The 23,961-nt window shown below is 72.5% G+C and carries 21 protein-coding genes and 2 pseudogenes; 11 read left to right on the top strand and 12 right to left on the bottom strand.

Translation table 11 applies throughout. The features are described from left to right. Positions 1-2 precede the first annotated feature (2 nt). Entirely contained in the window at positions 3-614 is a 612-nt protein-coding gene (locus ACIA47_RS30215) for a LysE family translocator (protein WP_396711659.1), read from the bottom strand. Positions 615-691: 77 nt separating this feature from the next. Between ACIA47_RS30215 and ACIA47_RS30210 the strand changes: the two genes are divergently transcribed. Both ACIA47_RS30210 and ACIA47_RS30205 read left to right on the top strand, forming a co-directional pair. Next, positions 692-2,149 (top strand): PLP-dependent aminotransferase family protein, encoded by a 1,458-nt coding sequence (locus ACIA47_RS30210; RefSeq protein ID WP_396711658.1) that lies wholly within the window; start codon positions 692-694, stop codon positions 2,147-2,149. Positions 2,150-2,192: 43 nt separating this feature from the next. Continuing rightward, a complete protein-coding gene (locus tag ACIA47_RS30205) occupies positions 2,193-2,903 on the top strand; it encodes a helix-turn-helix domain-containing protein (RefSeq protein WP_396711657.1) in 711 nt (236 codons plus the stop codon). On the opposite strand, the pseudogene ACIA47_RS30200 reads toward ACIA47_RS30205, so the two are convergent. The 8 genes and pseudogenes from ACIA47_RS30200 to ACIA47_RS30165 form a co-directional block, all read right to left on the bottom strand. Continuing rightward, positions 2,885-3,462: pseudogene (locus tag ACIA47_RS30200) on the bottom strand (dihydrofolate reductase family protein). The gene ACIA47_RS30205 and the pseudogene ACIA47_RS30200 sit on opposite strands and share 19 nt — an antisense overlap. A gap of 151 nt (positions 3,463-3,613) precedes the next feature. Continuing rightward, positions 3,614-5,035, bottom strand: a complete 1,422-nt coding sequence (locus ACIA47_RS30195) for a DUF6297 family protein (protein WP_396711656.1) — start codon at positions 5,033-5,035, stop codon at positions 3,614-3,616. Further along, positions 5,032-5,655 carry an ABC transporter ATP-binding protein gene (locus ACIA47_RS30190; protein ID WP_203117429.1) on the bottom strand — a complete coding sequence of 208 codons (624 nt, stop codon included), beginning with the start codon at positions 5,653-5,655 and terminating at the stop codon, positions 5,032-5,034. Before ACIA47_RS30190 ends, ACIA47_RS30195 begins: the two co-directional genes overlap by 4 nt. A 40-nt stretch (positions 5,656-5,695) precedes the next feature. Next, complete coding sequence (locus tag ACIA47_RS30185; RefSeq protein WP_396711655.1) at positions 5,696-8,092, bottom strand: hypothetical protein; 2,397 nt, start codon at positions 8,090-8,092, stop codon at positions 5,696-5,698. After that, on the bottom strand, positions 8,089-9,855 hold the full coding sequence (locus tag ACIA47_RS30180; RefSeq protein ID WP_396711654.1) for a hypothetical protein: 1,767 nt from the start codon (positions 9,853-9,855) through the stop codon (positions 8,089-8,091). The genes ACIA47_RS30185 and ACIA47_RS30180 overlap by 4 nt, the downstream gene beginning before the upstream one ends. After that, positions 9,852-11,129: a hypothetical protein gene (locus ACIA47_RS30175; RefSeq protein WP_396711653.1), complete on the bottom strand. Its 1,278-nt coding sequence runs from the start codon at positions 11,127-11,129 to the stop codon at positions 9,852-9,854. The genes ACIA47_RS30180 and ACIA47_RS30175 overlap by 4 nt, the downstream gene beginning before the upstream one ends. After that, positions 11,126-11,758, bottom strand: coding sequence for an ATP-binding cassette domain-containing protein (locus ACIA47_RS30170; RefSeq protein ID WP_203117401.1), 633 nt, complete (start codon positions 11,756-11,758; stop codon positions 11,126-11,128). Before ACIA47_RS30170 ends, ACIA47_RS30175 begins: the two co-directional genes overlap by 4 nt. Positions 11,759-11,850: 92 nt before the next feature. Then, positions 11,851-12,828: a WYL domain-containing protein gene (locus tag ACIA47_RS30165; protein ID WP_203117385.1), complete on the bottom strand. Its 978-nt coding sequence runs from the start codon at positions 12,826-12,828 to the stop codon at positions 11,851-11,853. 44 nt (positions 12,829-12,872) lie between these two features. Between ACIA47_RS30165 and ACIA47_RS30160 the strand changes: the two genes are divergently transcribed. The 3 genes from ACIA47_RS30160 to ACIA47_RS30150 all read left to right on the top strand — a co-directional run bounded on the left by ACIA47_RS30160 (position 12,873) and on the right by ACIA47_RS30150 (position 15,389). Next, positions 12,873-13,352, top strand: a complete 480-nt coding sequence (locus tag ACIA47_RS30160; protein WP_396711652.1) for a hypothetical protein — start codon at positions 12,873-12,875, stop codon at positions 13,350-13,352. Then, positions 13,352-13,807, top strand: a complete 456-nt coding sequence (locus tag ACIA47_RS30155; RefSeq protein WP_396711651.1) for a hypothetical protein — start codon at positions 13,352-13,354, stop codon at positions 13,805-13,807. Before ACIA47_RS30160 ends, ACIA47_RS30155 begins: the two co-directional genes overlap by 1 nt. A 73-nt stretch (positions 13,808-13,880) precedes the next feature. Then, positions 13,881-15,389 carry a flavin-containing monooxygenase gene (locus tag ACIA47_RS30150; RefSeq protein ID WP_396711650.1) on the top strand — a complete coding sequence of 503 codons (1,509 nt, stop codon included), beginning with the start codon at positions 13,881-13,883 and terminating at the stop codon, positions 15,387-15,389. A gap of 56 nt (positions 15,390-15,445) precedes the next feature. Here the strand turns inward: ACIA47_RS30150 and ACIA47_RS30145 are convergent, their stop codons facing one another. Together ACIA47_RS30145 and ACIA47_RS30140 are read right to left on the bottom strand one after the other, a co-directional pair. After that, positions 15,446-16,618, bottom strand: coding sequence for a low temperature requirement protein A (locus tag ACIA47_RS30145; RefSeq protein ID WP_203117362.1), 1,173 nt, complete (start codon positions 16,616-16,618; stop codon positions 15,446-15,448). Positions 16,619-16,642: 24 nt separating this feature from the next. Continuing rightward, entirely contained in the window at positions 16,643-17,062 is a 420-nt protein-coding gene (locus tag ACIA47_RS30140; RefSeq protein WP_396711649.1) for a hypothetical protein, read from the bottom strand. Positions 17,063-17,247: 185 nt separating this feature from the next. On the opposite strand from ACIA47_RS30140, the gene ACIA47_RS30135 reads away from it, so the two are divergent. The 4 genes from ACIA47_RS30135 (at position 17,248) to ACIA47_RS30120 (ending at position 20,989) form a co-directional block, all read left to right on the top strand. Further along, on the top strand, positions 17,248-18,336 hold the full coding sequence (locus tag ACIA47_RS30135; RefSeq protein ID WP_203117359.1) for an S-(hydroxymethyl)mycothiol dehydrogenase: 1,089 nt from the start codon (positions 17,248-17,250) through the stop codon (positions 18,334-18,336). After that, positions 18,333-18,962: an MBL fold metallo-hydrolase gene (locus ACIA47_RS30130; RefSeq protein WP_396711648.1), complete on the top strand. Its 630-nt coding sequence runs from the start codon at positions 18,333-18,335 to the stop codon at positions 18,960-18,962. The genes ACIA47_RS30135 and ACIA47_RS30130 overlap by 4 nt, the downstream gene beginning before the upstream one ends. A 248-nt stretch (positions 18,963-19,210) precedes the next feature. After that, a complete protein-coding gene (locus ACIA47_RS30125) occupies positions 19,211-19,711 on the top strand; it encodes a VOC family protein (protein WP_396711647.1) in 501 nt (166 codons plus the stop codon). Positions 19,712-20,275: 564 nt separating this feature from the next. After that, on the top strand, positions 20,276-20,989 hold the full coding sequence (locus ACIA47_RS30120; RefSeq protein ID WP_396711646.1) for a hypothetical protein: 714 nt from the start codon (positions 20,276-20,278) through the stop codon (positions 20,987-20,989). A 75-nt stretch (positions 20,990-21,064) separates the two neighbouring features. On the opposite strand, the gene ACIA47_RS30115 is transcribed toward ACIA47_RS30120, so the two are convergent. Beyond that, positions 21,065-22,435, bottom strand: a complete 1,371-nt coding sequence (locus tag ACIA47_RS30115; protein WP_203117351.1) for a hypothetical protein — start codon at positions 22,433-22,435, stop codon at positions 21,065-21,067. Positions 22,436-22,625: 190 nt separating this feature from the next. On the opposite strand from ACIA47_RS30115, the gene ACIA47_RS30110 reads away from it, so the two are divergent. Both ACIA47_RS30110 and ACIA47_RS30105 read left to right on the top strand, forming a co-directional pair. Then, complete coding sequence (locus ACIA47_RS30110; protein WP_203117348.1) at positions 22,626-22,940, top strand: MazG-like family protein; 315 nt, start codon at positions 22,626-22,628, stop codon at positions 22,938-22,940. Positions 22,941-23,605: 665 nt separating this feature from the next. Beyond that, positions 23,606-23,961 (top strand): annotated as a pseudogene (locus tag ACIA47_RS30105) (hypothetical protein); the annotation flags it as partial.

Here is a 23,961-nt window from a genome sequence, read left to right as displayed (position 1 = left end):
TCCTATCGTTCGGTGAGGGCGAGGGTCACGCCGAGCGCGACGAACGTGCCGGCGGCGGATCGGCGCAGCCAGTCGGTGACCCGGGGTCGGGTCAGCACCCGGTCGCGTACCCGGGCCGCGAAGATGCCGTAGCCGCTGAACACCACGAAGGTGAGCAGCATGAACACCGCGCCGCAGCCGAGCATCGCCCGGGTCGAGCCCGGTGCCGTGGTGTCCACGAACTGCGGCAGGAACGCGACGAAGAACATCGTCGGCTTCGGGTTGAGCAGGTTGACCAGCACCCCGGAGACGATCACCCGGATCGCCGAGCGGGGTGGGGCGTCGGTGGTCACCGCGAAGGCCTCGCGGTCCCGCGCCATGGACCAGGCCAGGTAGAGCAGATAGCCGACGCCGAGGTAGCGGACGGTCTCGAACGCCACGGCGCTGGTCTGCATCAGCGCGGCCAGCCCGGTCATCGCGGCGAGCAGATGCGGCAACGTCCCCAGCGTGCAGGCGAATGCGGCCAGCACCCCGGCCCGCGCACCCCGCGACAGGCCGGCGGAGAGCGTGAAGATCACCCCGGTGCCGGGGGTGACCACCACGATCAGCGTGGTGATCAGGAACGGGATGGTCACTATCGTCCTCCGACGGAGTTGGCAGGTCTGGCTCCTGCTCACTCTGCTGCCACAATGGTCCGGTGGGCAGAGCCAAAGTGACTGCATCCGAGAGGTCCATATCGGCCGGGTCCGACTTCCTGCACCTGACCATCACCGACGCGCCGCCGGGCGGGCGCGCCGCCTGGCTGACCGACCGGCTGCGGCAGGCCATCGCCGAAGGACTGGTACCGGTCGGTGACCGGCTGCCCCCGACCCGGGTGCTCGCCGCCGACCTCGGTGTCTCCCGGGGCGTGGTCACCGAGGCGTACCAGCGCCTGACCGAGGAGGGGCACATCGCCGGTCGGGGCCGGGCCGGCACGGTCGTCGTCGCCGCGCCGGCCGCGTCCACGCCCACCCCGGCCGCCGCGCCGGCACCGGTCACGACCTTCCCGCCGGCACCGGGCACCGACATCTTCGACGCGGTACGCGCGGCGCACGCGACCATCGACCTGACGCCCGGCGTACCCGATTTGGCCGCCTTTCCCCGCACGGACTGGCTGCGCGCCGAACGGAGCGTGCTGCGCCGCCTCGCCGCGGCCGACCTCGGCTACGGCGACCCCTGTGGCACGCCCGAGCTGCGACAGGCCGTCGCCGCCTGGCTGGCCCGTAACCGTGGCATCAGCGTCGACCCCGCCGAGGTGGTCATCGTGGCCGGCGTCTCCCAGGCGCTCGGGCTGCTCGCCCAGGCGCTCACCGCTGCCGGCGTCGACCGGGTGGCCGTCGAGGACCCGGGCTCGCTCGGGGTGCGCCAGCACCTGAACAACTGGCGGATGGACACCCCGCCGATCAGCGTCGACGACGCCGGGCTGCGAATCGACGAGCTGACCGCCAGCGGCGTACCGGCCGTGATGCTCACCCCCGCGCACCAGTTCCCGACCGGCGTGGTGCTCGACGGTGACCGCCGGCGCCAACTCGTCGCCTGGGCGCGGGCCGGCGGTCTGATCATCGAGGACGACTACGACGCCGAGCACCGCTACGACCGCTCTCCGGTGCCGGCGCTGCGTGGTCTGCTGCCCGAGCAGGTCTGCTACGCCGGCAGCGTCTCCAAACTGCTCGCCCCCGCGCTGCGGGTCGGCTGGCTGCTCGTGCCGGCGCGGCTGCGCGAGGCCGTGGTGGCCGCCAAGCGCAACGCCGACCTGGGCAACGCCGTGCTACCGCAACTGGTGCTGGCGGAGTTGATGACCTCCGGTGCCTTCGAGCGGCATCTGCGGCTGCTGCGCCGGCGACACATCCGCCGGCGGGACGCCATGATCACCGCGCTGGCCCGCGCGTTGCCGTCGGCGACGGTGCACGGCGCCGCCGCCGGCCTGCATCTGATGATCACGCTGGACGACACAGTGGTCGACACCGAGCTGGCGGCGGCGACGCTGGCGCGCGGGGTGAAGGTGCAACCGCTGTCCTGGCACTGCCAGCGGCCGTACCGGCCCGGCCTCGTGCTCGGCTACGCGGCCCGTACGCCCACCGAGATCGAGGACGGCGTCGCCGCTGTCGCCGCCGCACTCGGCTCCGGCTAGAGCTTGTTCCGGTCCACCGTGCTCGCCGGCGTATCCTTCGCCCGTGGGACTGCGGTTCGAGACGCGCGGGTCCGAATCGCCATGGGTCGACACCGTGTGGACCTGCACGAGCGAGCAGGTCACCACGATGACGTCCGTGGCAGGGGTGCGTTGGGGCCTGGTGTTCTGGGAGCAGGCTGGCCGGACGTACGCGAGCATCACCGGTCCCGAGACCCGGACCGGCGCGGCGCCGGTGCCGGAGGGCGCGACTTTCACCGGCATCGAGTTCGCCGTGGGCACCTCGCTGCGGGCCGTGGCCACGGCGACGCTGGTCGACGGTGGCATCGAGCTTCCCGACACCACGCGCCGGACGTTCCGGCTGGACGGCACGCGCTGGGAGACGCCCGGCCCCGACGACGCCGAGGCCCTGGTCGACAGCCTCGTCCGGGCCGGGACCGTGGTCCGTGACCTGCTCGTCGCCGAGCTGCTGCGGGGCCACCGTCCGGCCGTCTCGGCGCGTACGGTCGAACGCCGGTTCCGCGCCGCGACCGGGCTGACGCGCGGCGCGGTCCGGCAGATCGAGCGGGCCCGCGCGGCGGCGGAGCTGCTGGCCACCGGCGACGCGGCCGCCGACGTGGTCGCCAAGCTCGACTACTTCGACGAGCCGCACCTGGCCCGGGCACTGCGCTGCTACCTCGGACGCACCGTCCGGCAGCTACGCGAGGGCACCGGCGGCGCCATCGCACTCGCCCTGGATCAGCGCTTGACGTCGTAGACCACCTTGAGGATCCCGTTCTTGTAGCTCTCCGACTCCCGCAGCGTCAGCATGTGCTTGTCGCGGTCGGCCCGGCCGAACAGGCTCTTGCCGGCACCGAGCAGCACGGGGAAGACGAGCAGGTTGTACTGGTCGATCAGCCCCTCATCGGACAGCCGCCGGGCCAGCTCCGCGCTCCCGTGGATGAAGATCGCCCCGCCCTCGCCCTGCTTGAGCGCGGCGACGTCCCCGGTCGAGCGCAGGATCGTCGTCGGCCCCCACCGTCGACGAGCGCGTCGTCGGACAGCGTGCTCGACACCACGTACTTGGGCAGCTCCTTGTAGTCGGCGTGGTCCTCCGAACCGGGCCAGACCGGCGCGAACGCCTCGTAGCTGCGACGGCCGAACATCAACGCCGTCGTGTCAGCGAGTTCCTCGCCCTTCAGCGACCAGGCCTCCGGGACGAACTCGAGGTCCTTGAACACCCAACCGCCGCTGCGGTGCTCCTCACCCGGCCCGCCGCCGGGCGAGTCCACGACGCCGTCAAGCGACATGAAACCGGTATAGACCAGGTCGCGCATTGTGTGTCTCCTCATGTTCGGAGCGGGCTGCCGGGTCCACGCTAGATCGCGGTCGCGGCGCTGTCTTGGACGGAAACGACAGCGCTCCGAACACACCGCCGGGTCTGGTGCCGTGATCAGGCCCCCGGGCCGACCGGGCGGATGAGCCGGCTCAGCCCAGGAACAGCTGGACGAGGACCAGTATGGCGAGCAGCGCCGGCCCCCGTGACCCCTGACGCATCAGATCGACCGGGATCATCCCGAACGGTGTGTTGACCGTCGCGCCGCCGTAGTCGATCGGCGGGCGGGTGCCGGCCCGGAACGCGGCGGCCACCACCCCCAGCGCCAGCGTCGGCGCCAGCCAGGCCGGCCCCGGGTCGACGGTCGGCAGGGTCAGCAACCACCACACGCCCGCGCCGACAGCCGGCACCACCACGTGGATCCCGCGCAACAGGTTGTCACTGCCGCCGAGCGCCCGGCGCAGCCCGGGTGAGCGGCTGACCGACCGCAGACCGCCGGTCAGCCGGTTGGCGGCGAGGTACGCGAACACCACCTGCGCGGCCCCGGCCAACCCGGGCAGGGCGAGCGCGGCAGCGTACTGCACCCCGATCAGCGCCGCCCAGATCAGCACGGCGCTCGGATGACGGCGCAACCGGCGTACGTCGGCCTGGAGCAGCGCCCACCAGCCGGGGCCGGGTCGGAACCGGCGGCTGCGAACCCGGCCGATCCGGCGCCAGCGGCGGCTCTCCACCAGGCCGGCGAGCAGGCTCGGATCCAGCAGGATCGTGGCCGTGGCGGCGGCGTTGGCGAACTGCGCGCCGGTGGTCAGGGTGGCCCGGTCGACCCGGGGCAATGCGCGTACCGCGAGGATCATGCCCACGCCCGCGAGGGGCACCGCGACGGCGAACAACGCGACGGTCGGTGTCGTCGCCGGCCGGGGCAGCCCGTCGCCGAGGCGACCGACGAGCACCACAAGGACGGTGATCACGGCGGCCGCCACCATCGGCGCCGCCCCGACCACTGTCGACCAGCGTCGCCCCGACCGGCTGCCCTGAGCGACGACGCTGAGCGCCAGCGCAGCCGCCCCCCACCCCGCGCCGGCCGCCGCCGCCCAGCCCAGGGCGGACGGTTCGCTGACCCCACCGAGCGCCGCCACGGCCACTGCGAGCGCTGCGGTGCCGGCCGCCGCGCCCAGCAGTAACAGGACGAAACGCGGCACCAGCCAGGCCCGCCGGTCGATGGGCGCGCTGGTCGCCCAACTCTGCGTCGCAGGGGTGACCAGCAGCGGGCCGAGCGCGCGCAGACCACGCCAGGCGAGCCCCGCGCCGGCCAGCAGCGCGGCGACCGCCAGCCACCACCGCACGCCCGGCTCGGCCTGCCCCACAGTGGGGGAGTCCAGCAGGTCGCGGCTGGCGCTGATCGCGAACCAGCCGTACATGCCCACGAACAGGACCATGACGTACGCGTCGCCGAGCACGTCACCGAGGGAATGGTCGTGGTGCCGGCTGCGGGCCTTGCGCAGGTGCGTTCGCACCTGCCGGGCGGTCGGCACCCCGACCGGCGTGTCGGCGATCGTGGCCGGTGCCGCGGTCACTTGCCGATCTCGATGCGCTCGTCGACCACCGCGTCGATCAGCTCCGGGTCGTGCGAGGCCAACAGCACGGCCGTGCCCGCCGCCCGTTCCCGGAGGAGTCGGTCGGCGAGCCACTGTCGCCCGCGGACGTCCAGCCGCTGCTCGGGCTCGTCCAGGATCAGCACCCGGCGGGGCCGGACGAAACAGGACGCCAGCGCCAGGCGACGGCGCTGCCCGCTGGACAGCGTCACCGGCAGTTGGTCGCGGGCCGGCTCCAGACCCAACTCGGCGAGGACCTCCTCGACCGGCTCGGCGTCACCCCCGTGGGCGTACGCGACCAACTCCAGGTGCTCGACCACCGACAGGTCGGGGAAGAAATCGATGTCGTCCAGGGCGGCCGCCACCAGCGCACGCACCTGAGGATCGGTCTCGTCGGCCCGGCGGCCCTGCACCAGCACCTCACCCGCGTCGGGCCGGTCAGCGCCGACGACACAGCGCAGCAGAGTCGTCTTGCCGCTGCCATTCGGGCCCAGCACCACAGCGATCCGGCCCGCCGGGAGCGTGAAGGTCACCTCGTCGAGCACGACCAGGTTGCCGAAGTTGCGACTGAGTCCCCGTACCGAGAGCGCGTCCACGATCACAGAGTCTCCCAGAGCCACGCCACCGACCAACCCGAGCGACCTACGTCACCCGGCTGTCGGCGTCGTCCTTCAGGGCCTGCCCTAGTCGGGCGTCGGCGGCGGCCAACCCCTGGGCGTCGGCGACCTCCTCGGCCACCGCCGCCGCGTCCGCCCAGTGCCGCCGCGCGTCGGCCCGGTCGCCCAGCGCGGCGCAGGCGTCACCCAGGTAGAGCAGGGTACGCGCCAGCCCGGCGGTCGGCCGGGTCTCCTCGCGCAGCCGGCGGCTCTCGGCCAGCAGCTCGTACGCCGTCCGCGCCTGCCCCGGGGTGCTGCTCAGCAGCGTCGCCCCGGCGTTGAGCAGCGCCGTCGCCCGGCTGGTCGGGTCGTTGACAGACTCGTACTCGCGCAGTGCGGCCCGCCACGCCTGGGCGGCGTCAAGGTGCTCGCCGAGCGCCGCGTGCACCAGCACCAGGTTCGTCAGCGCCGCCGCGTACCCGCGCGCGTCGCCCACCGACCGGAACGTGTTGGCCGCCCGCACCAGGTGGTGGTGCGCGGTGTCCGGTTCGCCCCGGGCCAGTTGGGCCGCGCCCAGGCCCAGGTCGGTGAGGGCGTGCCCGGCCCGGTCGGCGCCGGAGCGGTGTCGGCGGGACATCTCCAGGTGTTCCACCGCGTCGTCGAGCTGCCCCAGGTCGAGCAGGGCCAGGCCGAGGTTCATCCGCGCCTGGGCGTTGCCCCGCCGCCCCCGCTCGTTGACCGCGAGGGTGAGCGCGGCCGCCGCCCCCTGCGGGTCGTGCCGACGTCGACGCAGCACCCCCAGCTCGTTGTGCGCCCACCCGGCGATCTCCGGACGGTCGTCGGCGGTCGGGGTGGCCAGCACGGTGCGGCAGACCTGCTCCCACTCGTCGAGCCGGTCCGCGTACGCCAGCCACCCACACAGCGCCACGGCCAACCGGAACCACCACCGACGGACCCGGCGGGGCAGTGTCTCCTTCGCGCCGGCCGGCACCCGCACCACCGCCAGCAGCAGCTCCTGGTGCAGGTCGAACCAGCCGTACGGGTCGTCGTCCAGCGGCAGCGACCACTCCCGGTCCCCGGGGGAGCCGAGCACCGCCAGGTTGGCCGCGTGCCGTTCGGCCCGCCGGGCCAGGTGCCGGGTCAGTCGGGCCTGCGCGGCGACCCGGGCCCGGACCGGATCCGCGTCCCGCAGGTGCAGTCGGGCGCTGCCGGCCAGCAGGGGGCGGATCTCGTACCGGTCGCCGGGCGCGCCGACCACGAACGCCGCCGCCGCCAACCGGTCGAGCAGTGCGGTCACCAGCTCGGGGTGTCGTCCGGCCAGCGCGGCGATGGTGGGCCGGTCCACCGGGGCGGGGACCAGCGACATCAGCCGGTACAACCGTCGGGCCTGGCGGGGCAACACCCGGTACGCGATGTCCCGTTCGGTGACCAGGCGGGCCGCCGGTGAGACGGCGAGCCGCTGGTGCGGTGGCGTCTGCACCGCGCGGCGCAGCGCGTCCAGCACGTCGGAGTGCCGCCAGCCGTGCTGAGCGGTCCGGTAACCGAGCGCGCGGACGGTACGCGGTTGCCGCCCGCACAGGTCGACGATCTCGCGTACCGCCGGATCTGTGCGCGGGTCGGCGCGACGGACCCGGGCGGCCGGCGCGGCCCCACCCGCCGTCGCGAACAGCTCCACCGCCTCGGACGTGCCCGGTTCGGCGATCCAGTGCGCGACCACACCCTCGAGACCGACCAGCGCCGGACCACCGGCGAGTAGTAAACGGCAGGTACGCGCGGTGGGCGGCAACAGTGGCCGAACCTGTTCGGGACGGTCCACGTTGTCCAGCACCAGCACGATCTTGCGACCGTCGAGCTGACCGCGCAGCGCGTCGGCGGCGGCGGCGAGCGCGTCCGGCCGGCCTGAGGTCGGTGGGGCGGTGCCCAGGATCCGGGCCAGCGCGGTGAGCACCTGCCGGGCCGAGCGGGGACGGCCGCGCCGCCGCAGGTCCAGGTAGTACTGCCCGTCGGGGAAATCCTCCCGACACTCGTTCGCGGCCTGTACCGCGCACGCGGAGGTGCCCACCGCGCGTCGGCCCAGAACCGCCACCGCGTGCTCCCGGGTGAGCAGACCGACCAGCGCGTCGACGTGCTCCTCACGACCGGTGAACTCGGCCGTGTAGGGCAGGTTGGGCGCCCCGGCGGCGGGGATGGTGAGCACCTCCGTCGGCTCGGGGTCGACCTCCCGGCCAGCCCGGCGGCGGCGCACCTCGTATACCACGTAGCCGACGACGCCGCCGGAGGCCAGGACGATGGTCACCGGCCCGAGCACGCTGGCGGCCAGCTCAGAGAGGACATTGCCGGCCAGGTTGCTGGCCACGTTGGCGAGGACGCTGCCGACCACGCCGCCGATCGCGATCAGCGCCGGCCAGCGCGAGCCGCCACGCGAACCACCCGGCCCGGTCACCGCACACCCCCGGAGACGAGCCCGGCGACCAGGTGCCGCCGCGAGAGGACCACCAGCACCACCGGCAGCACCGAGGCGAGCACCGAGCTGGCAGCCAACGCCCCACTGTTGCTCACGAAGCTGCGGGTCTGCTCGGCCAGGAACGGCCCGAGCGGCGACGACCCCGGCCCGCCGAACAGCCGCCCCACCACCAGGTCGTTCCAGACCTGGACGAACTCCAGCACGGAGACCGCCACCACCGCCGACAGGTTGTGCCGGGCCAACCGGCGCAGGGTGTGCCACCACCGACGCCCACCCAACCGGGCGTCGCGGACCTGCTCCACGGGAAGGTCGGCGAACGCGTTGCGCAGCACCAGCACCGCGAACGGCACGCCCAGCGCGATGTGCACCAGGGCCAGGCCCTGGGCCGTGCCGGAGGAGAGCACCAGGCCCAGCACCTCGTTGACCGGCCCGGCGATGACCTGGATCGGCACGACGCTGGCCGCCAGCAGCAGCAGCCCGGTGGCCTGCGCGGCCGGCCCGGTCAACCAGGCCAACGGGTACGCGGCCAGCAGCGCGACCACCAGCACCGTGGCGGTCACCGCGGTGGCCAGCAGCAGGGTGAAGCCCAGCGTGCGCCACAGCTCCGTGCCGGTGACCAGGTTGCGGTAGGACTCACCATTCGGCGGGGCGGACCACCAGCCGCGTGCGGCAGCGTCCACCCTGCCATGCGCCGACGTGGCGACCAGCACCGCCAGCGGCACCAGCCAGGCGATCGCGGCACCCGCCGCGAGCAGCCGAATCACCCGCCGGGGCGGGGCGACCGGTGCGGGCTCCGGTGCCGCCTCGACGCGCGGCGGGGGCCAGGCCTGTCGGACGAAGAGCGCGGCCACCATGATCCCGCCGATGACCGCCACCAGCCACACCACGCCGAGCGCCGCGCCGTCGCCGGTGGTGGTGCCCCCGGAGGTCTGCCAGATCCGCAGGGCGAGCACCGAGGCCTCGTCGCGCACCGAACCGGGGGTCATCACCAGGATCAGGTCGAAGGTGCGGCTGGTGCCGACCGCCACCAGCGCGAAGACCACCGCTGTGGTCCGCAGCAGCAGTGGTCGCCACTGCGCGTCCCACAGGACGTGGCGACGCGTACCGCCGTAGGCGCGGACCGCGTCGGCGAGACTCGGCGGCACCGCGTCCAGCGCGGATCGGAAGACCAGCACCGCCAACCCGACCCAGGCCCAGACGAACGCCGACATCAACGCGACGGTGACCATTCCCGGCCCGAGCAGCTGCGGCGCGTCCTCGACCGAGCGGCCGGTCAGGCGGGTCGCGACCAGGGTGGCCAGCCCGCGGCTCGGGTCCGGGTCGTACATCAGCCGGAAGGTGACACCGGTGACGACCAGCGGCAACGCCACCGGCACCAGGAGGATCAACCGGACCAGGCCGCCCTCCTGGGAGCGGCGGGAAGCGGCGGCGAGCAGATAGCCCAGTGCCGTCACCACCGCCGGCACCAGCAGGGCCCAGAGCACCGTCCGGCCGACCACCGCGCCGGTGCCCGGGGCGGCGAGCGCGGTCCGGAAGTGCGCCGCGCCGACCCAGCGACCGTCGGTGGTGACGCTGGCGTGCATGGTCCGCAGCACCGGCCACAGCACCAGCCCGCCGAGCAGCACCGCGGCCGGCAGCAGCAGGGCCGACGTGGCCCCCGCCGCCGGATAGGCCCGACCCCGCCGGGCTGGACCGACGTCGTCGAGGACCGCCAGCTCGCCGAGGACCCGCACCTGGCTCATCGGCCGCCCCCCGCGCTGCGGGCCGCTGCGGCGAGCAGGCCGGTGGTCCGGCGGATCGCCTCGCTGGCGCGGACCCCGTCGGTGACGTCGGCGAAGAAGCCCTGCATGATCCGCCAGATGCCGACACCGTCCGAGCCGGTGAACGCGCCGGGCAACTGGTCGGAGAGGTCGAAACGCAGGGTGCCGGGTGCCCGCATCTCCTCGGCGAGACCCTGGCTGACGCGGTCCCGGTAGCTGCCGATCGCGACGTTGGTGTTGGGCGAGAGGTAGCCTCCGTCGCGCAGCCACGGCTGGAACGAGTCGGCCCTGGTGAGCCACTCGACAAGCTCGACTCCACCCCGGGCGTCGGCGAACGCCACGGCCGCGTCCCCGCCGACGATCAGGGGGCCGCCGCCCGGCCGGGCGCCCGGGAACCGGAACGTGACAGGCGCCTCCGGGCCACGCTGGAACGGGTCGGCGACGTCGGCGGTGAAGTCGGCTCCGACGAGCATCACCGCCCGCTTCGTGTGCACCACCTGGATCACCGACTCCTCGTACTGGGTGAGCAGGGCACGACGGCCGCCGCCGACGAACGCCCCGTTGATGCTCCAGAGCCCGGCGAGCCGGTCCAGGGCGTCACGCACCGGTCTGCCCTGCCAGTCGGCGTCCGGCCGGGCCAGGGCGTTGTAGCTCTCGGGTGCCACGTCGGCCAGCACGTTCTCGAACCAGTCGGTGAGCACCCAGCCGTCCGCGGCGCCGATGGCCAGGGGCGCCGGCCCGCCGCCGCGCCGGGCGAGCGCGCCGAGCTCCTGAGTCTGCCGGACCAGCGCGTCCCAGTTGGCCGGCTGCACCGGCAGCATCGAGGGCAGGTGCCAGACCAGCGACTTGTGCGCCGCCTTGACCCAGACGCCGTAGCGCCGGCCCTCGGCCGTCAGCAGCTCGCCCAACCCGGCCGGTACGGCGTATTCGGTGGACGCGCGCACCGGGCTCAGCCAGCCGCGCTGGGCGTACTCGGTGACCAGACCGGGGCGCGGCAGGATCGCCACGTCCGGGCTGGTGCCGGCGAGGTGTCGGGCACGCAGGAACGCGTCGATGTCGTTGCCGGCGCTGATCACCTGCACCTGGGCGGGGTAGCCGGCGACGACCTCGCGGAACCGGTCCAGCTCGCTGGTGCTCCAGACCACCGCGACCTGCACCGACCGGGTTCCGCCGGAGCAGCCGGCGGCCAGGGCGGTGGTGCCCGCGGCGGCGGCGCGCAGCAGCGTACGGCGACTCACCCGGGCGGCCGGCCTCATCGTGTCGCCTCGCTCGGCTCGGTGACCAGCTCGTGCCGCACCGGTATCTCGGCCAGGGTCGCCGGGTCGGCGGTGCAGACCAGCACCGCCACCCCCGGGGCGTCCGGCGGCGAGAGACGAGGCATCAGATCACCGAGGCGGCTGTCGCCCGCCGAACCGGCCGGCAGGTCGACCACCAGCACCTCGGGCAGGCAGGCCGCCGCTCGGGCGAGCGCCACCCGGAAGCGCTGGGCGTCGGAGATCTGGTGCGGCAGCAGAGCGAGGGAGAGCGCCAACTCCAGCCGGTCGACCACTGTGGCCGTCCAGTCGTTCGCCACCTCGTGCACCCGTTCGCGTTTGCGCTGGCCGTACTCGATGTTGCGCCGCACGGTGAGCTGCGGCAGCAGCGCGCCACCGGCGGGCACGTAGCCGATCTGCCGGCGGGGCGGCGGCAGGCTGGTGACGTCCCGGTCGCCGACGAGGACGCGACCGGTCACCGGCGGGGCCAGCCCGGCCAGCACCCGGGCGACCGCCGTGCCGAACCGGGGCGGCGCCACCAGGGCGGCGAGCGTGCCGGCGGGAACGTCCAGGGTCACCGGCCCGGTGCCGGGGACGGCGACAAGTGCGCGTAGCCGTAACGTGACCCTCACCTCCGGTGACCATTGATGACCGTCCCAGGGTGGCACACCGTGACGACAATCGACGCCTCCGACCCTTCCACTGTGGAGACGGTCGGGGCTGTTCAGGTGGGGGAGTAGAGCGCGGCGAGCCCGGCGGCGGTGGCGGCCAGCCGTTCGCGCAGCGCCACCGGGGTCAGCACCTCGACGTCGGCACCGAGGCGCAGCAGCTCACCGTGGGCGTGGGTGAGCGACTCGATGGGCAGCACCGCGGTCACCCAGCCCCGCGCGTCCGGTGGCCCGGCGCTGCTGTCCATCGCTGTCACCACCGGGTCGCTGCCGACCTCGCGCAACCGCTCCCGCCCGGCGGGGGAGAGCCGGACGTGGGCCTCGTCGCGGTGCAGCCGGGCCCGGAACTGCACGACATGCGCCCGCCACCAGGACGGCAGGTCGAAGTCGGCGGGACGGGCGAACTCCTGCGCCAGTGGGGTCAATGCGAGGATCTGGTTGACCCGGTAGGTCGCCGGCGCGCCCCGGCCGGGCTGGTCGGCCACCACATACCAACGGCCGCCCTTGAGCACCAGGCCGTACGGCTCCAGGACCCGGGTCACCTCGCCGTTCCAGCCGCGGTAGCGCACCTCGACGCGGTGCTGCCGCCAGACCGCCTCGGCCGTGCGGGCCAGCTCGGGGGAAGCGTCGCCGTCGGCGTACCACCCGGGAGTGTCCAGGTGGAAGCGTTGTTGCAGTCGGGCCGCCCGGTCGCGCAGCGGCGCGGGGAGCGCGGCGTGCAGCTTGAGTTGCAGCGCCGCCACCACGTCGCCGTAGCCCAACTCGTCGGCGGGGCCGGGCAGCCCGGCGAGGAACAGCCGGTCGGCCTCCTCGGCGGTCAGCCCGGTCAGTCGGGTCCGCCAGCCGTCGACCAGTTGGTAGCCGCCGGCGTGCCCGGCCTCGCCGTAGAGCGGGATGCCAGCGGCGTGCAGCGACTCGACGTCCCGGTAGATGGTGCGGGGGGAGACGGCCAGCCGCTCGGCGAGCTGCGCGGCGGTCAACCGCCCGTGCGACTGGAGCAGCAGCAGGACGGAGAGAAGTCGAGAAGCCCGCACTTCACTGACACTAGTTGTCAGGGGACCCGTCCTACCGTCCCGGCATGGCATTTCGCGACAAGGAATTACGAACGCCCGGACCAGTGCTGATCGACGGCCGGCAACTCAAGCGCTACCACATAGACCAGCCGGAGCGACCGATCGAACCCGAGGTGGAGAAGGCCGCGTACGACCTGCTGCCCGACCTGCTGGCCGACGTCGTCGACGACGGCACCCCGGCCGCCGGGTGGGTGGTGCTGCACCGGGGCGCGGACACCGGCGCCTATCTGCTGGCGTACACCTGGGTGTGGGACAACGCGGTGGAGGTCCGCGTCGCCGCGGCCGGGCAGCCGGCGCTGGACTGTCCCGACGACGACCCGGCACACTTCGTCCACCTACGTCGCCCGGCGGTGGGCTGCGTCTGGGAGTTGGCGGTTCTGGAACACGAGCGGGCCGCCTGGGTCCGGCACATGCTCCTGCCGGAGAGTCCGAATCTGATCAGTTATCTGCGTGACACGCGAGCGGAAGGGCCGGTGGGCCGCTGATGGGCGACTTCGACTTCTTTGTGGGCACCTGGAACGTCGTCAACCGCCGGCTGCGCAAGCGGCTGGTCGGGTCCGACGAGTGGGAGGAGTTCCCCGGGGTGTCGGTGGCGCACGGCTTCTTCGCCGGCGGCGGTCACTTCGACGAGATCACGTTCCCGACCAAGGGCTCCGCTGGCGCCACGATCCGGATCTTCGACCCGGCCCGGCAGGAGTGGTCGATCTACTGGATGAGCAGCGACGTCGGGGTGCTGGGGCAGCCGCCGATGGTGGGCCGCTTCGTCGACGGGGTCGGCCGCTTCTACGCCGACGACCAGCACGAGGGGCGCCCGGTCCGGTGCCGGTTCATCTGGTCCGACATCAGCGCGACCACCTCCCGCTGGGAGCAGGCGTTCTCGGTCGACGGCGAGCAGACCTGGGAGACCAACTGGATCATGACCTTCACCCGAGCGTCCTAGGGCTCTCGCGACAACTTTCCGCCGTTCGGGTGCGGTGTTAGGGTCCGATCACCGCCCCGGATGGAGGAACGCGATGGCCTCCTACCACGTCGACGTGCTGATCATCGGCGCTGGCCTGTCCGGCATCGGCGCCGCCTGCCACCTTCGTCGTGACTGCCCCGACAAGACGTACGCGGTGCTGGAGGCGCGCGACGCCATAGGCGGCACCTGGGACCTGTTCCGCTACCCGGGCATCCGCTCCGACTCGGACATGTTCACCCTCGGCTACTCGTTCAAGCCGTGGACCGCGCCGAAGGCCATCGCCGACGGCACGACCATCCGGGAGTACGTGCGGGAAACCGCCCGGGAGTACGACGTGTCGCGGCACATCCGCTTCCGTCACCGGGTGCTCCGCGCCGAGTGGGACAGCGGCACCGCCCGCTGGACGGTGCACGCCCAGCGCACCGACACCGCCGAAACCGTGGTGCTGACCTGCTCGTTCCTCTTTGCCTGCACCGGCTACTACCGCTACGACGAGGGTTACACTCCGCCCCTGCCAGGTGTCGACGCGTACGCCGGGCGGCTGGTGCACCCGCAGCACTGGCCCGACGACCTCGACCACACCGGCAAGCGGGTGGTGGTGATCGGTAGCGGGGCCACAGCGGTCACCCTGGTGCCGGCGATGGCGCAGCGGGCCGCTCACGTGACCATGCTCCAGCGCTCACCGACGTACATTCTGGCGCTGCCCGCCCGCGACCGCCTGGCCGACGCGTTGCGGCGTTGGCTGCCGGCGAAGGCCGCGTATCCGGTGGTGCGCTGGAAGAACGTGCTGCTGTCCACCGTCAACTTCCAGCTCAGCCGGCGTGCGCCCGGCCTGGTGAAGCGGGTGCTGCGCCGGGCCGCGCGGGGCCTGCTCCCGGTGGGGTACGACGTCGACAGGCACTTCTCGCCCCGCTACGACCCCTGGGACCAGCGGCTCTGCGTGGCGCCCGACGGTGACCTGTTCACGGCGGTGCGCGACGGCACCGCGTCGGTGGTCACCGACACCATCGACACCTTCACCGCGAACGGTGTCCGGCTGGCCTCCGGCGCGGAGGTGCCCGCCGACATCGTGGTCACCGCGACCGGGCTCAACCTGCTCGCCCTCGGTGGCCTGGCGCTGCGGGTGGACGGCGTCGACGTCGACCTGCCCAACACCGTGGCCTACAAGGGCATGATGCTCTCCGGCGTGCCGAACTTCGCGCTGACCCTCGGCTACACCAACGCGTCGTGGACGCTCAAGGCCGACCTGGTCGCCGGCTACGTCTGCCGACTGCTGCGGCACCTGGACCGCACCGGCCAGCAGGTCGTCACCCCGCTCCCACCGCCCGACGTCGAACGGGTGCCACTGATCGACCTGCGCTCGGGCTACGTGCTGCGCGCCGTCGACACGCTGCCCAAGCAGGGTGCGACCACGCCGTGGCGGCTGCACCAGAACTACGCCCGCGACGTGTTGCTGATGCGGCACGGCCGGCTCACCGACGAGGGTGTGCGGTTCTCGCGGGCCGGCGAGGTGACCGTGCCCGACCGCACCCGACTTTCCGTCGCGTCCGAGCGTCGGTAACCACCAGCAGAGGAGCAGGATCGTGCAGAGGTTCGACTTCGCCGGCGCGACCGCAGTCAGGCCACCGTCGCGTTCGGGCCCACGTCGCGGCGGCGCAACAGCACGGTCAACGCCACCAGAGCGACCAGCAGCGCCGCGAGCGCGTACACCGGGGCCGGGCCGAGCGGCGCGAGCAGCGCCAGCAGCGCTACGACCGGGAAGGCGACAACGACCGCGCCGTGCTGCTGCCGGCGTACGTGCAGCACCCAGACGGTGAGCAGGAAGACGGCGATCGGGACGGCCACCGCGTACCCGGCGACCCTGCCCGAGGTGTGGGCGAGGTGCCGTTCGTGGTCCACCGACACGTTCAGGCCCGCCCCGACCGCGGCGACCGCCGCGAAGATCAGGTAGTGGCCATAGCCCCAGACCAGGGAGTACGGCAGCCGGTCGGGCGCCTCGATCGGCCGGTCGAAGTAGAGCCACCACAGGGCGAACACGATCACGGTGGCCGCCGCCGCCAGCGACCAGAGGCGACGGTCGCCGGCGTCCACTCCGGTCTGGATGGCCACCGACGTGGCCAGCACCACGTCACCGAGCACGATCAGGGTGAACAGCCCGTACCGTTCGGTGATGTGTCGCGGATGCCAGGGAGTCATCCCCGGCCGCTCGGCCACCGCCGGCACCAGCAGGTCGGCCACGACCAGCAGCAGCAACACCGCGGTACTCCAGCCCTGCGGTAGGGCCAGCCGGAGCAACCAACCGAGCTGGACGACGGTTACGCCTACCGCGTACCGCCGGGCCGCCCGGCGGTGCGCCGGGTCCCCGGCGGCGGCCCGGCACCACTGCACCACGAGCGCGATCCGCATCACCACGTAGCCGTACGTGATGACGGTGAAATCGCCGTCGGTGAACGCCCGGGGCACTCCGGCGGCGATGATCAACGCCCCGGCGATCTGGACCAGCGTCGCGATCCGGTAGAGGTCGTCGTCGGTGTCGTAGGCCGAGGCGAACCAGGTGAAGTTCATCCACGACCACCAGATCGCGAAGAAGACCAGCAGGTACCTGCTCAACGCGTGGCCAAGCTGATTCTCGGAGACGGCGTGGTGCAGGTTGGTGGCGGCCTGCGACACGGCCACCACGAAGCACAGGTCGAAGAAGAGTTCCAGCGGCGTGGCCGAGCGGTGCGGCTCGTCGCGACGACGTGGCCGCATCGGCCGGTAGAACGGCCGCACCGACCGAGGCTGGCTCACCGCACCTCCTCAGGCCGCCGCCGGTCAACCGAGCCGACGGCCGTGGGTCAGCCCCTCCAGCACCAGGGTCAGCCCCGCGCCGACCAGCCAGACGTCCTTGGCCAACCCCGCGCCCTGCTGGGTCGGGCGGATGCTGCCGGGTTCGCGCATCCCCGGCGTCTTCAGGTACAGCTGCATCAGGCCCGCGCCGAACGCGGTCAGGCCGAGCCCGACCAGGGGCGCCGGGACGAACGGCGCGATCAGCGCGGCCCCCAGGGCGATCTCCGAGTACGACAGCAGCTTGGCGAAGCGCGCCGGCTCCAACTGACCGAGCTGGGGCATGGCGGCGACCGCCATCCCGTGCAAGCCCTCCGCGGCGGTGCCCTCCAGGGTGCGCTTACCCAGACCCGAGTTGAGAAAGTACGCGCCGATACTGACCCGTAGTGGCAGGTGCGCGGATTTCATTGTCACTCCCGTCGGCCGTTGTCGAATGCGGCCCGCGTACCCCGCACCGCCCGCGATAACCCGCCGGGCCGGGTGGGCTGGCCGTGGTGGTCGCGGTAGGTTCGCCGGGGGCCCACCGCCGAGCCCGCGGCACACCCGCCCACCCCGGCACCCGGCCCCGCCGCAGACCACCAGCAGGAGGCGAAGTGAGCCAGGAAGTCCGGGGAGTCATCTCCCGCAGCAAGGGCGCGCCGGTCGAGGTCACCACCATCGTGGTGCCCGATCCCGGGCCCGGTGAGGCGATCGTCCGGATTCAGTCGTGCGGTGTCTGCCATACCGACCTGCACTACCGCGAGGGTGGCATCAACGACGACTACCCGTTCCTGCTGGGTCACGAGGCGGCGGGCATCGTGGAGCAGGTCGGCGAGGGCGTCACCGACGTCGCCCCGGGCGACTTCGTGGTGCTCAACTGGCGGGCGGTCTGCGGGGTCTGCCGCGCCTGCCGTCGGGGTCGGCCCTGGTACTGCTTCAACACCCACAACGCCACCCAGCGGATGACCCTCACCGACGGCACCGAACTCGCCCCGGCGCTGGGCATCGGCGCGTTCGCGGAGAAGACCCTGGTGCACGCCGGGCAGTGCACCAAGGTCGACCCGGCGGCCCGACCCGCCGCCGTGGGTCTGCTGGGCTGCGGGGTGATGGCCGGGCTGGGTGCGGCGATGAACACCGGAAACGTCACCCGGGGCGACTCGGTTGCGGTGATCGGCTGCGGCGGCGTCGGGGACGCGGCGGTCGCCGGTGCGGTCCTCGCCGGCGCCACCACGATCGTCGCGGTGGACACCGACAGCCGCAAGCTCGACTGGGCCCGCAAGTTCGGCGCCACGCACACAGTGAACGCCTCCGAGACCGACCCGGTCGAGGCGATCCGTGCCGCCACCGGCGGCTTCGGCGCCGACGTGGTGATCGACGCGGTGGGCCGACCGGAGACGTGGAAGCAGGCGTTCTACGCTCGCGACCTGGCCGGCACGGTGGTGCTGGTCGGCGTACCGACCCCGCAGATGCAGATCGAGCTGCCGCTGCTGGACGTCTTCGGACGTGGCGGCGCCCTCAAGTCCAGTTGGTACGGCGACTGCCTGCCCAGCCGGGACTTCCCGATGCTCACCGAGCTGTACCTGCAGGGCCGGCTCGACCTGGACGCGTTCGTCACCGAGGAGATCGCGCTCGACCAGGTCGAGAACGCCTTCGACCGGATGCACCACGGCGACGTGCTCCGCTCGGTGGTGGTGTTCCCGTGACCGCCCGCGTCGACCACGCGGTCACCTCGGGCACGTTCTCCCTGGACGGGCAGACCTTCGACGTGGACAACAACGTCTGGGTGATCGGTGACGACAGCGAGTGCGTCGTGCTGGACGCGCCGCACGACGTGGCGGCGATCCTCGCCCTGGTGGGCGACCGGCAGGTCCGGGCGATCCTGGCCACCCACGCCCACGACGATCATGTCCGGGTGGCGCCCGAACTGGCCGAGGCCACCGGCGCGCCGGTGCTGCTGCACGCGGCCGACCGGGTCCTCTGGGACATGGTCCACCCGCACCTGCCGCCCAACGGCGAGCTGCACGACGGGCAGAGCATCGATGTGGGCGGCACCACGCTGCAGGTGCTGCACACCCCCGGGCACAGCCCCGGGGCGTGCAGCTTCCACGCGCCGGAGCTGGGCGCGGTGTTCACCGGCGACACGCTCTTCGCCGGTGGCCCGGGCGCGACGGGCCGCTCGTACAGCGACTTCGACACCATCGTCCGGTCGATCCGCACCCGCCTGCTGACCCTTCCCGCGGAGACGGTCGTGCACACCGGCCACGGCGACGACACGACGATCGGCGCGGAGGCTCCACACCTGCAGGAGTGGCTGGACCGCGGCCACTGACCCCTGCGGGCGTCTCAGGTCGGGCTGACGAGTCGGTCTGCTGACGCGCGCGCGTTGGTCGACAATCTGCTGGCGTTTGGTGCGGTCGACGGGCTCAGCGTTCGTCGGCCGCGCCCAGCACGAGGCGACCCGGCCGACCGGGCGCAGCAGGTACGAGTCGTCACTCACTGCCTCGACCATCGTCGCTCCCTCCTGGACGGTTCCAACCTAGCCCTGCCCAGCCCTGCCACGACGCTAGGATCCCGCTCATGGCCGCCGACTCGCCCGCCCCTGCCGACTCGCCCGCCCCCGCCCCCGCCCCCACTGTCCGTCAACTGCGCCTTGTGGTGGAGGCCACCGACCACGAGGCCGCCGTCGCGTTCTTCCGCGACGCGCTGGGCCTGCCGGAGGAGGCGGCGTTCAGCGGCGAGGGCGATGCGCGGGTGGTGATCCTGGAAGCCGGCCGCGCCACCCTGGAGATCGCCAACCCCGCACAGAAACGCCTGATCGACGAGGTCGAGGTGGGTCGGCAGGTCGCGCCGCGGATCCGGGTGGCCTTCGAGGTGGACGACACGGAGGCGACGACCGCCCGGCTGGTGGCCGCCGGTGCGAGCGAGATCGCGCCGCCGACGCGTACGCCGTGGCAGTCACTCAACTCCCGCCTGGACGCCCCCGCCGGGCTCCAGATCACCATCTTCCAGGAACTCCTCACTACGGACGAGGGTGTCGGAACGCGGGATGCGGAGCCCAGAGGTGACGGCGACAACTGAGTCGGCGGTGGGCGGACCGGGGCCCGGTCGTCGAGACGCTCCGGCACCTCAAACAGGCCCTGGCACGTTCTCGCCCGCTAGGGCGAGCCGCACGGCAACGCCACCCACCGTGCTGGCCTAGAGGCCCACTCACGGTAGCGACAAACCGCTAGCTGCCTGCCGCCCCATCGCCTTGCATTGCCCCTTTGCTCTGCTTACCTATATGCACCACGTCCGTGAGCTGCGAATATGCCTTTTCCGCCAGCCACGGAGGTCTCTCACCGTGGTCACGAAACGTGGCCGGTGCGTATTGGTAAGCAGAGCAAAGGCTGGCGTTCGCACATTGCCCCCGGGCTCCGAAAACACCATCCGTCACGGCTGTCTGGCCTGATGTCCGCAGGGCCGCCATGTCCGACTCTGCGCGTGACCGGGACCGCACCGGGCCGAGCATCGGGCAATTCCGGAATGCCCGACAGGTGAACCCGGTTGTGTCCCCTGTACCGCCGGAGCCCAAACCCTTTCCGCGGTCATCTCCCGAGGAGCGTTCACCCCGGAGCGCTTCGCACGATCGAAAGGGCAACCATCGTGAAGGCCGACTTCACTCGATGGCTCCCCGCCATCGCTAAGGACTCGTACCGCAAGACCGCGCTGAGCGTGGCGGGTGTTGCCGCCCTCGGCGGTTTGGCGCTCGCGCCGACCGCAGCCGCCGCCCCGGTCACCTCCGGACCGCACCAGGGCGCCGTCGCCGCCATCGACCTCGCCACCGGCAAGGCCGCCACCTCCGCACGCCAGGATGAGCAGCCCGTCGAGTCGGGTCTGACCACCGGCTCCGCCACCGGCAAGCCGCCGGCGGGCAAGCCGAGCCGCGCCCAGCTGATCCCGCACGGCATCGAGGGCGCGCAGTCGCGCGTACCGCTCGACGACGCGCAGCTGGCCAACGCCCGGACCATCGTCGACGCCGCCAAGAAGACCGGCGTCGGTGACCGGGGCGCGGTGATCGGCATCGCCACCTCGCTGCAGGAGTCGAAGCTGTACAACCTCGGCCACCTCGGCGCGTACAACGACCACGACTCGCAGGGCCTGTTCCAGCAGCGTCCGTCGTCCGGTTGGGGCACGCCCGACCAGATCACCGACCCGGAGTACGCCGCCACGGCGTTCTTCACCGCACTCAAGAACGTCGGCGGCTGGCAGGACCTCCCGCTGACCACCGCCGCGCAGACCGTGCAGGTCTCCGCCTTCCCGTACGCGTACGCGCAGTGGGAGGAGCAGGCGGCGGACATCGTCCAGCAGCTCTGGTGACACTGACACCCGCACACGAGACCGGCCGGCTCCCTTCGACGGGAGCCGGCCGGTTCTTCGTGTCCGCGTGCCTCCTCAGCAGGCCGGGTAGAGGCGACGGGTACCGACCCCGGCCGCGTACGCGTCCCGGTCGCTGAACCGGCAGCCGTAGTCGGGACGGGCCACCACCGCCGGATCGGTCACGGTGTCACCGGCCGGGCGCTTGCCGGTGCGTACCCAGGACACCAGGTCGTCCCAGGCGGCGCCGGCCTCCGTCGGGGTGAACTCGCAGTGCTGCGTGGCCCGGATCGCCCGCTGAACCACCAGCCTGCTGCGGCCGTGCCGCGCCACGTCGGTGGCGTACGCCTGCTCCATGCTGAACGGTACGAACAGGTCGCCGAGACCGTGCAGGCTGAGCACCGGCGCGGTCGGGCGGCCGGCGATCCGCGGCACCTCGGTCAGCGTCGGCAGGAGCCGCTGCCGCAGGTTCTCCGGGGCGACCCGCTGCACTGTCGCGTTGACGGTCACCGGGCTGTTCGGGGTGTAGCGGGTGAGCAGGTTGGTGGACAGCTGACCGGGCCGCTGGGCAGGGGAGTTGCCGCTCCCGGTGGGCACGCTGATCGAGAAGAGGAAGTCCTTCCAGACCGCGAACGCGGCGTCGGCTCCCGGACGCGGCCCGCCCGAACGGTTCACCGTGATCGCCCGCAGCTGCTTGCCCCGCTCGGTGGTGGTGTCCGGCCCGGTGGGGGTCAGCCCGGCCAGGCCGAGCGCCACCTGGATGCGGGGCACCGCGTTGGTCAGATAGTCAGCCGGCGTGGGATAGGCCGGTACTCCGGCGAGCGCCTGCGCGACCAGGTTGTAGTCCAGGTAGAAGTCGAGCAGCGTCTGATCACCGAGCACACCGCACATCGGCAACGCGCCGTCGTAGAAGCCGGGGTACTGCTCAAGTGAACGACCAATGACGTACCCACCCATCGACACCCCGGCGACGTAGGTGTGCTGCGGCCGGCGGACCGTCCGCCCGAAGTGGTCGGCGAGATCCTTCGTCCCCAGCACCCCGGAGCGGATGTCGAAGCCGTTCCGGTCGTACGAGGACGACGCCCACGCGTATCCCTGCTCCAGCAGGCGCTGGCGCAACCCGAACGCCGGCGGTTCCGGTGAGAGCACCGTGCCCTGGCCGCGGTAGCCGTGCGCCCACAACACCAGGTCACCGTTCCACCGGGCGGGGACCTCGATGATGTACCCGGCGTGGCGGTGCACGCCCTGGCGTACCGTCGTCGGCTTGCCGCCCACTACCAGCGGCGCCAACGGCGGATTCTCGATGGTGTAGCCGGGCAGCGGCTCGCCGCCCCTCGCGTCGCGACCGGTGGCGCTGGCCGGCGCGGCACCGGCCAGCCCGACCGCGAGGGTCAGCGTCGCAGCCGCGGCGAGCAGGCGGCGGAGGGTACGAACGGGTGTGGACAGCATCGATGCTCCCCATCGGACGGTTGTCGCCCGAGGGGCGACCAGCGGGACGGTTGCCTACCGGCCGGTAGCGTCCTGAACCTAGAACCGCCGTCGACCAGTGTCAATGGGTTCGCTGATCCGCCGGTCAACACGATTGACCGGCCGTACCCGGTCGTTCGGGCCGGTGGGTCGATCGGGTTGACTGGTCGTCGTGGACGAGTCGATCTGGGAGGCGGCCCGAGCGTCGCGTGGCTGGCTGGACGCGGCGAACGGCACCGGGCAGACCGAGCTGACCTGCCGCATCCTCAAGCTCACCGAGGAGGCGGGGGAGGCCTCGGCTGCCTGGATCGGTCTGCTCGGGCAGAATCCGCGCAAGGGTGTCACCCACACCCGCGAGGACGTCGCGGCGGAGTTGGCCGACGTCGCCTTCACCGCGTTGGTGGCCATCGAAAGCCTCGGGCTGGACGCGCAGACAGCTCTGGACGCGTGCGCCGCAAAGGTGCGCTCCCGCCTGACAGTCCAATAACGCCCCTACCGTCCGGTCGCCGCCGTCCATCCTTCCCGCCGGTCGCCAGGCCGACCGGTGCTGAACTTTTGCCGGCATTGGGTGTTGTGCGGCTGTCGCTTCAGTCGTGATCGACTCGGGTTTCATGATGTCGCGGTGTCCAGCCGTCCGGGATGCCCCGACTTCCGTGAAACCCGAGTGGATCATCCCGGGTGAGGGCCGGTTCGGCGCTGTGAGCCCGAGGCTGTTTGGGTGGATTGCCCGGTGGTGGTCGTTTTGCGTGGTGACCGGACGCACCGGTGGGCCGGAATCATGGCCGGGCCGGGGTCGTTACATACCCTGACGATCGCAGTACCACCGACCCGCCGCCGACCCCTGAGGGCTGGTCGCGCAGGTTGGAATGCCAGCCTCCACCCGGTCGTTACAGTCCCCACGACCGACCGACGGGCACCGCCACGAGGGTGCCGGCGGGTTGAGCCACCCCGGAATGACCCCGGCCCCCCGGTCGTTACACAGGGACCCGGCGCCACGAGCCCCCCGCTCGCCAGGTCGCCGACCCGACGCCCGACACGGGCGTCACCCCCCCGAACTTATCCCCTTGTTTGTGCAGCGCCGGACGAGGTGCTCACACCCTGCCGCCGCCCCCATTGGCGGTCGGGTGTCCTACCCCCGAAGGAGCTACCCCCATGAACACGATCATGCGTAAGAGTGTCCTGTCTGTTGCTGGGCTCGCGTTCGCCGGTGGTGTCTTCGCCGGCCCGATCGCCCACGTGGCCAACCCGGTCGACACCAAGCCGGTCGCGGTAGCGGTGCAGGCCGACAAGCCCGACACCAGCAAGCTGATCCCGCACGGCACCCAGGGCGAGCAGTCCCACATCAGCCTCAACGACGAGCAGACGGCCAACGTGAAGGCGATCATCGCCGCCACGAAGAAGGCCGGCCTGCCGGAGCGGGCCGCGGTGATCTCGATCGCGACGAGCCTGCAGGAGTCGAAGCTGGAGAACCTGGGTCACCTCGGCGACGCCAACGATCATGACTCGCT

It is taken from the genome of Micromonospora sp. NPDC051227 (assembly GCF_044455385.1).
GTDB lineage: Bacteria > Actinomycetota > Actinomycetes > Mycobacteriales > Micromonosporaceae > Micromonospora.
Note: the sequence above shows the minus strand (reverse complement) of the source record. Positions and strands in the feature narration are given on the sequence as shown.

Coding starts and splice junctions, on each gene's coding strand:
- ACIA47_RS30160 (WP_396711652.1), top strand. CDS start 12,873: ATGGCATTTCGCGACAAGGAATTACGAACGCCCGGACCAGTGCTGATC.
- ACIA47_RS30175 (WP_396711653.1), bottom strand. CDS start 11,129: ATGAGGCCGGCCGCCCGGGTGAGTCGCCGTACGCTGCTGCGCGCCGCC.
- ACIA47_RS30115 (WP_203117351.1), bottom strand. CDS start 22,435: ATGCTGTCCACACCCGTTCGTACCCTCCGCCGCCTGCTCGCCGCGGCT.
- ACIA47_RS30155 (WP_396711651.1), top strand. CDS start 13,352: ATGGGCGACTTCGACTTCTTTGTGGGCACCTGGAACGTCGTCAACCGC.
- ACIA47_RS30150 (WP_396711650.1), top strand. CDS start 13,881: ATGGCCTCCTACCACGTCGACGTGCTGATCATCGGCGCTGGCCTGTCC.
- ACIA47_RS30125 (WP_396711647.1), top strand. CDS start 19,211: ATGGCCGCCGACTCGCCCGCCCCTGCCGACTCGCCCGCCCCCGCCCCC.
- ACIA47_RS30180 (WP_396711654.1), bottom strand. CDS start 9,855: ATGAGCCAGGTGCGGGTCCTCGGCGAGCTGGCGGTCCTCGACGACGTC.
- ACIA47_RS30140 (WP_396711649.1), bottom strand. CDS start 17,062: ATGAAATCCGCGCACCTGCCACTACGGGTCAGTATCGGCGCGTACTTT.